Annotated in this window: 12 protein-coding genes; all 12 read left to right on the plus strand. The window is 73.5% G+C overall.

What is annotated here, in order from left to right; translation table 11 throughout:
• The first annotated feature begins 24 nt into the window (after positions 1 to 24).
• Positions 25 to 1,047, plus strand: coding sequence for a heat-inducible transcriptional repressor HrcA (gene hrcA / locus ACU4ZT_RS08180; protein WP_063070273.1), 1,023 nt, complete (start codon positions 25 to 27; stop codon positions 1,045 to 1,047).
• Positions 1,048 to 1,107: 60 nt separating this feature from the next.
• Positions 1,108 to 2,220: a molecular chaperone DnaJ gene (gene dnaJ, locus ACU4ZT_RS08185; RefSeq protein ID WP_270981596.1), complete on the plus strand. Its 1,113-nt coding sequence runs from the start codon at positions 1,108 to 1,110 to the stop codon at positions 2,218 to 2,220.
• Between the two features lie 2 nt (positions 2,221 to 2,222).
• On the plus strand, positions 2,223 to 2,975 hold the full coding sequence (locus tag ACU4ZT_RS08190; protein WP_414747965.1) for a 16S rRNA (uracil(1498)-N(3))-methyltransferase: 753 nt from the start codon (positions 2,223 to 2,225) through the stop codon (positions 2,973 to 2,975).
• 28 nt (positions 2,976 to 3,003) lie between these two features.
• Entirely contained in the window at positions 3,004 to 3,360 is a 357-nt protein-coding gene (locus ACU4ZT_RS08195) for an HIT domain-containing protein (protein ID WP_063070270.1), read from the plus strand.
• Entirely contained in the window at positions 3,347 to 4,396 is a 1,050-nt protein-coding gene (locus ACU4ZT_RS08200; RefSeq protein ID WP_414747964.1) for a PhoH family protein, read from the plus strand. The genes ACU4ZT_RS08195 and ACU4ZT_RS08200 overlap by 14 nt, the downstream gene beginning before the upstream one ends.
• A complete protein-coding gene (ybeY, locus tag ACU4ZT_RS08205; protein WP_043669058.1) occupies positions 4,393 to 4,854 on the plus strand; it encodes an rRNA maturation RNase YbeY in 462 nt (153 codons plus the stop codon). The genes ACU4ZT_RS08200 and ybeY overlap by 4 nt, the downstream gene beginning before the upstream one ends.
• A 10-nt stretch (positions 4,855 to 4,864) precedes the next feature.
• Positions 4,865 to 6,181, plus strand: coding sequence for a hemolysin family protein (locus ACU4ZT_RS08210; protein ID WP_063070268.1), 1,317 nt, complete (start codon positions 4,865 to 4,867; stop codon positions 6,179 to 6,181).
• The gene (gene era, locus ACU4ZT_RS08215) at positions 6,174 to 7,223 is read left to right on the plus strand and encodes a GTPase Era (protein WP_445337001.1); all 1,050 of its coding nucleotides are present in this window, start codon (positions 6,174 to 6,176) and stop codon (positions 7,221 to 7,223) included. The genes ACU4ZT_RS08210 and era overlap by 8 nt, the downstream gene beginning before the upstream one ends.
• Positions 7,224 to 7,336: 113 nt before the next feature.
• Positions 7,337 to 8,830, plus strand: coding sequence for a sensor histidine kinase (locus ACU4ZT_RS08220; RefSeq protein WP_445337002.1), 1,494 nt, complete (start codon positions 7,337 to 7,339; stop codon positions 8,828 to 8,830).
• A gap of 65 nt (positions 8,831 to 8,895) precedes the next feature.
• Positions 8,896 to 9,582, plus strand: a complete 687-nt coding sequence (locus tag ACU4ZT_RS08225; RefSeq protein ID WP_063070266.1) for a response regulator — start codon at positions 8,896 to 8,898, stop codon at positions 9,580 to 9,582.
• Between the two features lie 79 nt (positions 9,583 to 9,661).
• A complete protein-coding gene (locus tag ACU4ZT_RS08230; RefSeq protein ID WP_063070265.1) occupies positions 9,662 to 11,065 on the plus strand; it encodes an alpha/beta hydrolase in 1,404 nt (467 codons plus the stop codon).
• Complete coding sequence (locus tag ACU4ZT_RS08235) at positions 11,062 to 13,623, plus strand: bifunctional lysylphosphatidylglycerol flippase/synthetase MprF (RefSeq protein ID WP_081234746.1); 2,562 nt, start codon at positions 11,062 to 11,064, stop codon at positions 13,621 to 13,623. Before ACU4ZT_RS08230 ends, ACU4ZT_RS08235 begins: the two co-directional genes overlap by 4 nt.
• Positions 13,624 to 13,686 lie beyond the last annotated feature (63 nt).

Here is a 13,686-nt window from a genome sequence, read left to right on the forward strand (position 1 = left end):
GACGAGTGCCAGGAGGGAGCCGCCATGGTCTCGGAACGCGGACTCGACGTCCTCCGGGTGATCGTGCAGGACTACGTGTCCTCCCGTGAGCCCGTGGGCTCCAAGTCCATCGTGGAGCGCCACGCCTTCGGCGTCTCGGCCGCCACCATCCGCAACGACATGGCCCTGCTCGAGGAGGAGGAGCTCATCGCGGCGCCGCACACCTCCTCGGGACGCGTGCCGACGGACAAGGGCTACCGGCTCTTCGTCGACCAGCTCGCGGACGTGCGCCCGCTCACCCCGGCGCAGCGCCAGGCCATCCACGTGTTCCTCGGCCAGTCGGTCGACCTCGACGACGTGCTCGCGCGCACCGTGCGGCTCCTCGCGCAGCTCACCAACCAGGTCGCGCTCGTGCAGTACCCGTCGCTCGCGACGAGCCACGTGAAGCACGTCGAGCTGGTCGCGCTGTCGGCCACGCGCGTGCTCACCGTGCTCATCACCGACACGGGCCGCGTCGAGCAGCGCGTCGTCGAGCTCCAGGGCGATCCCGACCAGGAGTTCCTCGCGGCCATGCGCACGCGGGTGAACGCGGCCGTCGGCGGTCTCGGCCTCGCCGAGGCGGCCGCACGCCTCGAGACCCTGGCCGACGAGGTGGAGCCCGCCCAGCGGGCCGCCGCCGCGGCTCTCGCGGGCACGCTCGTCGAGCAGGTGCTCGCGAACCGGCAGGAGCGCCTGCTGCTCGCCGGATCCGCGAACCTCGCCCGCACCGAGCGCGACTTCCCGGGCAGCATCTCGCCCGTCCTCGAGGCGATCGAGGAGCAGGTGGTGCTCCTGCGCCTGCTCGGCGAGATGGAAGCCGACCAGCACGGCGTCTCCGTGAGCATCGGGCGGGAGAACGCCCCGTTCGGGCTCGGCGAGACGAGCGTGCTCACCAGCGGCTACAGCTCGTCGGGAGGCGTGCTCGCGCGCCTCGGCGTGCTGGGCCCGACCCGCATGGACTACTCCACCAACATGGCGTCGGTGCGCGCGGTCGCGCGCTACCTCTCGCGCCTGCTCGAGGAGCGGTGACGCCCGCACGCCGGCGCACCGCCCCTGTTCCCCACGACCATCACCACCGAAGGGCCCGACGTGGCTGACCACTACGAAGTACTGGGCGTGAGCCGCGAGGCGACGTCCGAGGAGATCAAGAAGGCGTACCGCAAGCAGGCGCGCCAGCTGCACCCGGACGTCAACGACGCCCCCGACGCCGCCGAGCGGTTCAAGCTCGTGACGCACGCGTACGACGTGCTGTCCGACCCGCAGCAGCGCCAGCAGTACGACCTCGGCCCGCAGGCCGGGTTCGGCGGCGGCGGCCAGGGCTTCGGCGGGTTCGGCGACATCTTCGAGACGTTCTTCGGCGGCCAGCAGGGCGGAGGGGGGCGCGGTCCGCGCTCGCGCCAGGAGCGCGGCCAGGACGCGCTCCTCCGCGTCGAGGTCGAGCTCGAGGAGGTCATCTTCGGCGTGCACCGCGACCTCGAGATCGACACGGCCGTCGTGTGCGACACGTGCCACGGATCCTGCGCGCAGCCCGGCACGAGCGCCGTCACGTGCGACATCTGCCGCGGCTCCGGCAGCATCCAGCGCCAGGTGCGCTCGCTCCTCGGCAACGTCATGACGTCGAGCCCCTGCGGCACCTGCCGCGGCTACGGCACCGTCATCCCGCACCCCTGCCCCACGTGCGCCGGCCAGGGCCGCGTCCGCGCGCGCCGCACGGTGCCGGTCGACATCCCGGCCGGCGTCGATACGGGCCTCCGCCTCCAGATGCCGGGCTCCGGCGAGGTCGGCCCCGCGGGCGGACCGAACGGCGACCTCTACCTGGAGATCAAGGTCGCGCACCACGACGTCTTCAGCCGCAACGGCGACGACCTGCTCGCCACGGTCGAGGTGAGCATGGTCGACGCGATCCTCGGCAGCGACGCGCGCATCGAGGCGCTCGACGGCGCGGTGGACCTCGAGCTCCGCCCCGGCATCCAGAGCGCCGAGATCATCACGGTGCGAGGCCGCGGCGTGACGAAGCTCCGCGGCTCGGGGCGCGGCGACCTCAAGATCGGCATCCAGGTGGTGACGCCGCAGAAGCTCGACCACAGGGAGCGCGACCTCATCCAGCAGTTCGCGAAGCGCAACAAGGCTCCCGCGCCCCACCTCGCGCACTTCCAGCAGGGCCTCTTCCAGAAGCTCCGCGACCGCTTCCTCAACGTCTGACCGTGGCGCACTTCCACCTCGCGGACGACCTCGGTGACGGTGACCTGGCCGTCGGCCGGGTCGTCGCGCTCGGCGCCGCGGAGTCGCGCCACGCGGTCACCGTCGGCCGGATCCGCGCGGGCGAGGGCCTGCTCGTCGGCGACGGGCGCGGGACGATCGCGTCGTGCACCGTCACGACCGCGGATCCGCAGCGGCTGGAGCTGCGGGTCGACGGTGTCGAGGAGCACCCCGAGCCGTCGCCGCGCGTCGTGCTCGTGCAGGCGCTCGCGAAGGGCGATCGCGACGAGCTGGCTGTGCAGGCCGCGACCGAGCTGGGCGTCGACGCCGTGATCCCGTGGCAGGCGCAGCGCTCCATCTCCCGCTGGGAGGGCGCCAAGGTCGCCAAGGGGCGGGACCGCTGGCGCGCGATCGTGCGCGAGGCCGTGAAGCAGTCCATCCGCCCGCGCGTGCCCGGCGTGGAGGGGCTCGCGACGACGAAGGACCTCGCGCGGATGGCCGCCACCGCCCGCGTGCTCGTGCTCGACCCGACCGCCGCGACGCGGCTGTCCGCGCTCGACCTCGCCGCCCCCGCCGAGGCCGAGGCGACCGACGTGCTCCTCGTCGTGGGACCCGAGGGCGGCATCAGCCCGGCGGAGGTCGAGGTGCTCCGGGAGGCCGGGGCGATCCCGGTCGCGCTCGGCTCGGGCATCCTCCGCACGTCCACCGCAGGACCCGCAGCGCTCGCGCTCGTGAACGCGGCCCTCGGGCGATGGTGACGTCGCGGGCGCCGCGTAGGCTGGACGCATGAGCGAGACCCGAGAGCCCACCGTCTTCGAGCGCATCGTCGCCCGCGAGATCCCGGCCGAGATCGTCGCGGAGACCGAGCGCGTGATCGCGTTCCAGGACATCGCCCCGAAGGCCCCCGTCCACGTCCTGGTCGTGCCGAAGACGGCCGCGTACCGCGATGTCGTCGAGCTCGCCGCGGGCGACCCGGGCCTCCTCGCGGAGGTCGTCGACCTCGCGTCGCGCATCGGCGCCGAGCGGGCGGGCGGGCAGTTCCGCCTCGTCTTCAACACGGGCGCGGCGGCCGGCCAGACGGTCTTCCACGTGCACGCGCACGTGCTCGCGGGCTTCGGCCAGGGGGACCATGTCGGGTTCTGACCCGCGGGGCGGCGCGTCCGCGGAGGAGGAGCGCGTCGAGCAGACGGCGACGATGGACGGCGTGCTCATGGTGCGCCTCCTCGGGCCGCAGGACCGGCTGCTCCGGCAGATCGAGCGCGAGCACCCGGACGTCGACGTCCGGGTCCGCGGCAACGAGATCACGCTCGTCGGCACCCGGGCGGACGTGGCGTCGGCCCGTCGGCTCATCGACGAGGTCGTGGCGATGGTGGAGGACGGACAGCACGTGGAACCGCAGGAGATCGAGACGAGCGCGCGCCGGCTCGGCCAGGACGACGCCCGGACGCTGTCCGACGTGCTGAGCGAGGCCATCGTGCAGTCGCGCGGCCGCGTCGTGCGCCCCAAGACGCCCGGCCAGAAGCAGTACGTCGACGCCATCGACGCGAGCACGATCGTGTTCGGCATCGGCCCCGCGGGCACCGGCAAGACCTACCTCGCCATGGCCAAGGCCGTCCAGGCGCTGCAGCGCAAGGAGGTCGAGCGGATCATCCTCACCCGCCCGGCCGTCGAGGCGGGCGAGCGGCTCGGCTACCTGCCCGGCTCGCTGACCGACAAGATCGACCCGTACCTCCGGCCGCTGTTCGACGCGCTCAACGAGATGATGGATCCCGAGCTCGTCCCGAAGCTCATGGCCTCCAACACCATCGAGGTGGCGCCGCTCGCCTACATGCGCGGGCGCACCCTCAACAACGCGTTCGTCGTGCTCGACGAGGCGCAGAACACCACTCCGGAGCAGATGAAGATGTTCCTCACCCGCCTCGGCTTCGGCTCGAAGATGGTGGTCACGGGCGACATCACGCAGGTCGACCTGCCCACGGGGTCGAGCGGCCTCCAGCTCGTCACCCGCGTGCTGGACGGCATGGACGACATCCACTTCTCCCGCCTCACGAGCGACGACGTCGTGCGGCACACCCTGGTCGGCCGCATCGTGGACGCGTACACGCGCTACGACGCGGAGCGCCAGGCCGCCGACCACCTCCGCGCCGAGCGCCGCACCGCCCCTGGGAGCACCCGATGAGCATCGAGATCAACAACGAGTCCGCCATCGAGGTCGACGAGCCGCTCATCCAGCGCCTCGCCACCTACGCGCTCGACACCCTGCACGTGCACCCGGACGCCGAGCTCGCCATCGTGATGGTGGACGAGGGCGCGATGGAGCAGCTGCACGTGCAGTGGATGGACGAGCCGGGTCCCACGGACGTCCTCAGCTTCCCGATGGACGAGCTGCGCCCCGGCACCGAGGACCGCCCGACGCCCGCCGGGCTCCTCGGCGACATCGTGGTCTGCCCGCAGGTCGCCGCCGAGCAGGCCGTGACGGCGGGGCACTCGACCATGGAGGAGATCCTGCTGCTGACCGCGCACGGGATCCTGCACCTGCTCGGGTTCGACCACGCCGAGCCCGACGAGGAGCGCGAGATGTTCGGGCTCCAGCGCGACATCCTGATCGGGTTCGCCATGAGCGAGCGCGGTCGCTGACCCGCCGACGATGCTCGCCCTCCTCGTCCCCGCGTTCCTCCTGGTCGTCCTCGGCGGCCTCCTCGCCGCCTCCGAGTCGGCCATCTCGTCCCTGTCCCGCGCCGACATCCAGGAGCTCGCGCTCACGTCGCGCGCGAGACGGTCGATGCTCGCCATCTCGACCGACGCCGGCGCGTACGTCAACGCGCTGAGCTTCGTCCGCATCATCGCCGAGACGAGCGCCGCCGTGCTCGTCACGCTGGCGCTGGCGGACACGATCGCGGAGTGGTGGATCACTCTGCTCGTGGCCGCCGCCATCATGACCGCCGTGTCCTTCGTGCTCGTCGGGGCCAGCCCGCGCTCGGTCGGTCGGGTGCACGCCCGCCCGCTCCTCGCGTGGACGGCGCTCATGGTGCGCGTGATCCGGGTGGCCATCGGCCCGGTCGCCGACGCCCTCGTCGCGCTCGGCAACCGCGTCACGCCCGGCCGCCCCAAGACCGTGGCGACGTTCACCAGCGAGGAGCAGCTGCTCAGCATGGTGGACGAGGCCACGGAGCTCGAGGTGCTCGAGGAGGACGACCGCGAGCTCATCCACTCCATCTTCGAGTTCAACGACACCGTGGTGCGCGAGGTCATGATCCCGCGCACCGACATGGTCGTGGTCGAGCAGACCGCGCAGGTCGGCAGCGCCCTCGGCCTCTTCCTCTCCCGCGGCATCTCCCGGGCCCCCGTCACGGGGCGCGACTCGGACGAGATCGAGGGCGTGCTGTACCTCCGCGACCTCGCGCGCATGGTCTACGAGCGGCCCCTCGAGGCCGAGGGCGCGACCGTCGACCAGCTCGCGCGTCCCGCCGTGTTCGTGCCCGAGTCGCAGAAGGCGGACGCGCTGCTGCGGCAGATGCAGCTGGAGTCGAACCACCTCGCGATGGTGGTGGACGAGTACGGCGGCATCGCCGGGCTCGTCACGCTCGAGGACCTCATCGAGGAGCTCGTGGGCGACATCAGCGACGAGTACGACCGCGACGTGCCCGAGTACGAGGACCTCGGCGAGGGCGTGTACCGTGTGAGCGCCCGGCTCCCGATCGACGAGCTGGGCGACCTGTTCGGCCTCGAGCTCGACGACGACGACGTGGACAGCGCCGGCGGCCTGCTCGCCAAGACACTCGGCCGCCTGCCGGAGCGCGGATCCGTGGTGCGGGTCGGCGGTCTGGTGCTCACGGCCGACCGGGTCGAGGGGCGCCGCACGCGCATCAGCACGATCCTCGTCGAGCGCGACCGCGCGGACGACGACGACCACGAGGCGGCCCCCGCGGGCGCCGCCGCCAGCAGAGGACACGACCATGACTGACCCCCGGGACGACGACGACGTGGCCGCGGCTCCGACGACGGATGCCGACGCCGCGGCGCCCGCCCCGCTCTCCGACGCCGCGTGGGGCATCGACCGTGCCGCCGAGGCCGCGGCCGAGGCCGCCCGGCCGAAGCGCAAGCCCCGCGGCGGCGCCCCGGCGTACCGCGCCGGGTTCGTCTCCTTCGTCGGCCGCCCGAACGTGGGCAAGTCGACGCTCACCAACGCGCTGGTGGGGGAGAAGGTGGCCATCACGAGCTCCAAGCCGCAGACCACCCGCAAGGCCATCCGCGGCATCGTGCACCGGCCCGACGGGCAGCTGATCCTCGTGGACACCCCGGGCATCCACCGCCCGCGGACGCTCCTCGGCGAGCGGCTCAACTCGCTCGTGCAGACCACGCTCGGCGACGTCGACGTCATCGGCCTGTGCATCCCCGCGGACGAGCGGATCGGCCCGGGCGACCGCTTCATCAACGAGCAGCTCGACGAGTACCCACGCGCCCGCAAGATCGCCATCGTCACGAAGACCGACTCCGCGTCGCGGCACGCGGTCGCCGAGCAGCTCCTCGCCGTGCAGGAGCTCCGCGACTGGGACGCCATCGTCCCCGTCTCCGCGGTCGAGGCCATCCAGCTCGACGCGCTCGTGGGCGAGCTCCTGAAGGCCCTGCCCGTCTCGGAGCAGCTCTACCCAGACGACGCCGTCACCGAGGAGGGGCTCGAGGCCCGCATCTCCGAGCTCATCCGCGAGGCCGCGCTCGAGGGCGTGCAGGACGAGCTGCCGCACTCGCTCGCCGTGACGATCGACGACATGATCGAGCGCGAGGACAAGGAGCTGCTCGAGATCTACGCGAACCTCTTCGTCGAGCGCGACAGCCAGAAGGGCATCGTCATCGGCGCGCAGGGGTCGCGGCTCAAGCACGTGGGCCAGGTGGCGCGCGCGCAGATCGAGCCGCTCGTCGGGAAGCGCGTGTTCCTCTCGCTGCGCGTGAAGATCGCCAAGGACTGGCAGCGCGACCCGAAGCTGCTCGGCCGCCTCGGGTTCTGACCGGGACACGGGAGCCGCCGCGCGTACATCGCGCGGATGAGATCGGGGCGACCGGCCGCGGATCCTCGGCCGCTCGGGGCGCGCCCGGCGGGCGCGGCCCCTACGGTGGTCCCATGCTGCGCAGGATCCCGAGGTACCAGGTCGTCCTCGACGTCGTCCTCGCCGTGGCGTTCGTCGCGCTCCTCGCGCCCGGCTCGATCGGCGTCATGGCCGCCGGCGCGTTCGGCGTCCTCTCGTTCACCACATCGCCGGTCTCGCTCGTCCTCGTGCTCGTCATGGGCGCCGCCCTCGCCGTGCGCCGCCTGTCGCCCGGCCTCTCGCTCGCCATCGCGTGGGCGGGCGCCGTCATCCAGATGGGGGCGGGCGTGGGCGTCGAGCCCGGCGACCTCGCCGTCGCGGGCGTCGTGTACTGCAGCGCCGCGTACGGGGGCCGGATCGTGCGCGCGCTCGGCCTCGCCTCCGCGCTCGTCGGCGGGATCGTGGCCGCCCTCTACCTCTCCTACGAGTCGGGCCGGGTGCCGATCGGCAGCGCCGCCTTCAGCACGGGGGAGTGGACGGCGTACGCCACCCTGGTGCTCTTCCTCCTCCTCTGCGCGTGGAGCGTGCTGCTCGCGTCGTGGACCGCGGGCCGCCTCGTCGTCGCGTCGCGCGCGTCGCACGCCAGCCGGAGCGCGCAGGAGACGGCCGAGCGCGACCAGGCGCGCGCGCTGCACGACGTCGTCGTCGAGCAGGAGCGGAACCGCATCGCCCGGGACATGCACGACGTCGTCGCGCACTCGCTGGCGGTCGTGATCGCCCAGGCCGACGGCGCCCGCTACGCCCGTCTGGTGGACCCGGAGGCGTCCGACCAGGCGCTCCGCACCATCTCGACCACCGCGCGGCAGGCGCTGGGCGACGTCCGGATCCTCCTGGCGCAGCTGCGGCACAGCTCCGACGACAGCCCGCAGCCCGAGCTCAAGGAGCTCAGCGACCTCATCGAGCAGATGCGCTCCACGGGCCTCACCATCGCCGTCGTCGAGACCGGCGAGCCGGGCGCGTTCGGCACCGGCCAGCAGCTCGCCGTGTACCGGATAGTGCAGGAGGCCCTCACGAACGTCCTGCGGCACGGCGACGTCGCGCACCCCGTCGACGTGGAGCTGGCGTGGGAGCCCGACGGCGTGTCGGTCGCGGTGCGGAGCCGCACGCTGCCGGATCCGGTCCGGCCCGCGCGGACCACCACCGGGATCATCGCGCTGCCCGTCCTGCCGCCCGCGCCCGCCACGTCCCCGCAGCCGGTCGGCCACGGCCTGGCGGGCATGCGCGAGCGCGCCACGCTGTCCGGCGGGCGGTTCTCCGCGGGCGTGCGCGACGGGGTGTGGACGGTCTCGGCGTGGGTCCCGTTCGCGCCGGCCACCCGACCCGTGCCGCGCGTGCCCGTGCCCGGCGCCGCCGCGACGGCCGGATCCGACGCGCGCAGCCGGCCCCTCACCCTCGACGAGCTGTTCCCGCCCGAGGCCGCCGCCGCGGGCACGGCGACGCCGAGCCCGCGCATGAGCCCGCACCGCACCGCCGCCGCCCGCGGTGCCGCCGCCCGCCGAGCGGACGACGACCGCTCGACGGCGTCCTGACCCGCGCATCCGCCGACCCGCGCATCCGCTGCCCCGCCCTCCCGCACCCCGACAGAAGGACCCCCGTGCCGACACCCCCCATCCGCGTCGCCCTGGTCGACGACCAGGCCCTGTTCCGCACCGGCGTCCGCATGCTCATCTCCTCGCAGCCCGACCTCGAGTTCGCGGGAGAGGCCGCCAACGGCGAGGAGGCCGTCGGCCTCGCGCGCGAGCAGCGGCCCGACGTGATGCTCATGGACATCCGCATGCCCGTGATGGACGGCATCCACGCCACCGCCGAGGTGCTGCGCGCGGCGGACGCGCGCGGGGAGCGCCCGCCCCGCATCCTCGTGCTCACCACCTTCGACCTCGACGAGAGCGCGGCGCGCGCCATCCGGGCCGGCGCGAGCGGCTTCGTCCTGAAGGACGCCGACCCCGAGTTCCTCCTCGCCGCCATCCGCACGGTCCACGCGGGCAACTCCGTCATCGCCGCATCCGCGACCCGGCAGCTGCTCGAGCACTTCGATCCCGGCTCCCAACCGCGCGTCGCGCCGCCCGCCTTCTCGTCGCTCACCTCCCGGGAGCGGGAGATCTTCGTGCTCGCGGCGCGCGGGCTCAGCAACGCCGAGATCGCGCAGGCCGAGTTCCTCAGCGAGGCGACCGTGAAGACCCACGTGAGCCGGATCCTCGCGAAGCTCAGCCTCCGCGACCGCGTGCAGCTCGTGGTCTTCGCCTTCGAGCACCGGCTGACCGGCACGCGACCGACTCCGTAGCCGCTCGGCGCGCGGCTCCGGCCCCGCCCATGGTCGTGGGCTACATTCGATCGCCACCCTCCAGCTCCAGAGGAAGACCGTGCTCAAGCAACTCGCCGACCTGCCCATCATCTCGACGTCGTTCGTGACCGCGGTGGCGGTCGCGCCGATCGTGGGACTCGTGCTCCTCGCGGTGATCGCGCGACGCGCCCGGCTGGTGCGCGGCGCACGTGCCGAGGACCCCGTCCGCACGGCGGGCGTCCTCGGCCTCGCGGCCCTCCTCGGAGCGCTCTCCGGCATCGCGCTGGCGTGGCTCCTGGGCGACGTGCTGGACCTCTTCGGCGTCGTGCTGTCGATGCCGACCCGCGGCTGGACGGCGGTCGGAGGCATGGGCCTCGGCCTCGCGCTGGTGTCCCTCGTCCGCGGACGACGCGCCGTGACGGGCATCGGGGGGCGCGCGGCCCCGCCGCGGAGCCTCCGGGCTCTGCACACCGTCGTCGCCGTGCTGGTCGTGCCGCTCGTCGCGTTCGCCGCGGCCGTCGGCATCAACGACGACATCCAGGAGTACCCGAACATCGCGGCGGTCTTCGGCCTGTCGCGGATCAGCCCCCTCGACGTCTCCGCGCTCCCCGGACCGCTCCCCGCGGGCGACCCGGGGACGCGGGACGCGTCGGCACCGCTCGACGAGACGTGGCAGGCGCGCGAGAACCTGCCGCACCGCGGGCGCGTCGGCAGCGTGACCATCCCCGGCACGCAGTCGGGCTTCCCCGCACGCGAGGCGTTCGTGTACCTGCCGCCGGCCGCGCTCGTCGCGGACGCCCCGCAGCTCCCCGTCATCGTGGGGATGTCGGGTCAGCCCGGATCGCCCGTGGACCTGATCGACTCCGGGCGCCTCGACACCCTGCTCGACGCCTACGCCGCCGACCACGGCGGTCTCGCGCCCATCGTCGTCATCCCCGACCAGCTCGGCGCCGACGACGCCAACCCCCTGTGCATCGACTCCCCGCTCGGCAACTCGGAGACGTACGTCACGGTGGACGTGCCGGCGTGGATCCGCAGCCACCTCCGCGTGCTCCCCGATCGCGACGCCTGGGCCGTCCTCGGCTTCTCGCAGGGCGGCACGTGCGCCGCGCAGTTCGGCACCGGCCACCCCGACCTCTTCGGCTCGCTCATGGACATCTCGGGCGAGCTCACGCCCAACCGCGGCCCCGACACGGTCCAGGCCGGGTTCGGCGGCTCGCAGGAGCTCTTCGCGGCCGCCGCGCCGGAGGCCGTGATGAAGGCCCGCGCGCCCTACGACGACATGAGCGCCTTCTTCTGCGTGGGCGAGAACGACCAGGCCTTCCGTTCGCAGGTGGAGGAGATGTCGGCCGCGGCCAAGGCCGCGGGCATGGACACGCGGATGGGCCTCGCCCCCGGCCGAGCCCACGACTGGGGAGCCGTGACCAGCTGCGTCCAGGACGCGCTCCCGGCGCTCGGCCAGCGCCTGGGGCTCTCGCGATGAGCCCGCGCCCTCCGCTCCTCACCCTGTCGGGCACCGGTCGCGCGCTGATGATGCGCACCCTGACCCTCCCCGCGACCACGGGCATCGCCGTGGTCGTGCTGCTGCTGGGCATCCTCCCCGCCGTGTCGGACCGGTGGGCGCACACGGTGCACCACGACCTCGCGACCGGCTACGTCGCGGTCGTCGAACGCGGGCACTGGTGGACCACGGCGACCGCGGCCTTCCTGACGGACGGGCCCGTGGAGCTCGTCGTGTCCCTCCTCGCCGTCCTCGTGCTCGTCGGCGCCGCCGAGCGGCTGATGGGCTGGTGGCGGACGCTCCTCGGGTTCCTCCTCACCGGCACCGTCGGCTCGCTCCTGGGCATCGCGGTGCAGGCCCAGGGGCTCGTCGACGGCGAGCTGTGGTCGCACGGCGTCCGCGGCATCGCGACGGCCGATCCGCTGACGGCGGTGGCCGGCGTCCTCGCCCTCTCGAGCGCGTGGGCCGGGGTGCTGTGGCGGCGCCGGATCCGCGTGGTCCTCGCGGTCGTGGTGCTCGTGTTCCTGCTCTACTCGGGTCAGCCGTCCGACCTCTACCGGCTGCTCGCGATCATCGCGGGCGGGGTCGCCGGAGCGCTCCTCCACCGCCCGGCCGTCGGCGCGCGCTGGCAGCGCAGCTCCCACCACGAGGTGCGCGTGATCCTCGCCACCGTCGTCGGAATCCTGGGCACCGGTCCCGCCATCGCGCTGCTGTCGCGGAGCCGGTACGGCCCGCTCGCGCCCATCGCCCTCCTGTTCGTCGACGACCGCGTGCCGGGCGACGCCATCTCCACGCGCTGCCTGTCGAGCGACTTCACCCACGACTGCCTGCAGGAGATCATGCTGGCGCGCATCGGCGGCGGGGTCGGGCCGATCCTCCTGTCCGTCGCCCCGCTGCTCGCCCTCCTCGTCGCCGCCTACGGCCTCGCCCGCGGACGCCGGTTCGCGGTGTGGCTCGCCGTCGCCGTCAACGGGCTCCTCGCCGTGCTGTCGGCGTACGCCTTCGGCATGCTCGTGCACCGCGACATGGTCTCGCCGCGCCTGTCGGCGTCCCCGTCCGCGCATCCGGAGGCGGTGGCCGCGCTCGCGGCGTCCGTGCTGCTGCCGCTCGGGAGCGCGATCGTCCTGGTGCTCATGCGGCGGCACTTCACCATCCTCTCCACGGCCCCCGCCATCCGCCGCTTCCTCCTGACGGTCGCGGGCGCGCTCGCGGGCCTCATGGCGCTGTTCGTCGGGGTCGGCCTCGCGCTGTCCGACGCCTTCACCCGGACCGTGGACCTCAACGACCTGCTGGCCGAGGCACCCGACCGCTTCATCCCGGCCTCGTTCCTCCGCGGCGAGTCCCTCGACTTCCTTCCCACGGACCCGATCACCGACATCGTCTACCGCGGCGTCGGACCGGTGTTCTGGATCATCCTGGTCATCGCGAGCCTGCGGGCCATCGCGGACGTGCGCATCCAGGCCGTTCCCCGGGCCGCGTCGCTCGTGCGCCCGGCGCTGCAGCGCGGCGCGATCGGCTCGCTCTCGCACATGGCCACCTGGCCCGGCAACTCGTACTGGATCGCCGCGGACGGAGCCACGGTCGTCGCCTACCGCGTGGTGGGCAGCGTCGCCATCACGACCGCGGCGCCGCTCGGCGCGCCCGCCCACGACGAGCGGGCCCTCCGCGACGTCCTCGGCCAGTTCGCGCGCTTCGCCGACGACAACGGATGGACGCCGGTGTTCTACAGCGTCCCCGCGTCGATGTCCCCGCTGTTCCGCGACATGGGCTGGGAGACCCTGGTCGTCGCCGAGGAGACGGTCGTGCGCCCGGGCACCTGGCAGACCACGGGCAAGAAGTGGCAGGACGTGCGCACGTCCATCAACCGGGCCGACCGGGCCGGCATCCGCGCCGAGTGGACGACGTGGGCCGAGCTGCCGCTGGCGTGGGCCAGCCAGATCGACCAGATGTCCGAGGAGTGGGTCGCCGAGAAGGAGCTGCCCGAGATGGGCTTCACGCTCGGCGGGGTCGAGGAGCTGCGCGACCCGCAGGTGCGCCTCATGCTCGCGGTCGACGCCGACGACCGCGTCCAGGCCGCGACGAGCTGGCTGCCCACCAGGCGCGACGGCGTGGTGATCGGCTGGACCCTCGACTTCATGCGCCGCCGGCCCGACGGCATCAACGGCGTGATGGAGTTCCTCATAGCCCGCTCCGCCATGCGCATGAAGGAGGACGGCATCGAGTTCATGAGCCTCTCCGCGGCGCCCCTCGCGCAGACCCGGGCGGCGTCTCCCGACACCGCGTCGGACGCGCCGGGGGAGGAGCGCCGGGAGAGCGCGGTCGAGCGGATCCTCGAGTTCCTCGCCGACTCGCTCGAGCCGGTCTACGGGTTCCGCTCGCTGCTCGAGTTCAAGCGCAAGTTCCAGCCGGAGCTGGTGCCGCTGATCATGGCGTACCCGGACGCGACCGCCCTGCCCACCATCGGGCTCGCCCTCACCCGGGCGTACCTGCCGTCCACGTCGGTGCGCGACCTCACGCGCGTGCTCCGCTCCGCCCGATGAGCGCCGCCCGGCCGCGGGTGCAGACCGCCTGGGCGCCGGTGTACCGTGGACCCATGCAGTCCG

Source organism: Clavibacter davisi (genome assembly GCF_052751415.1).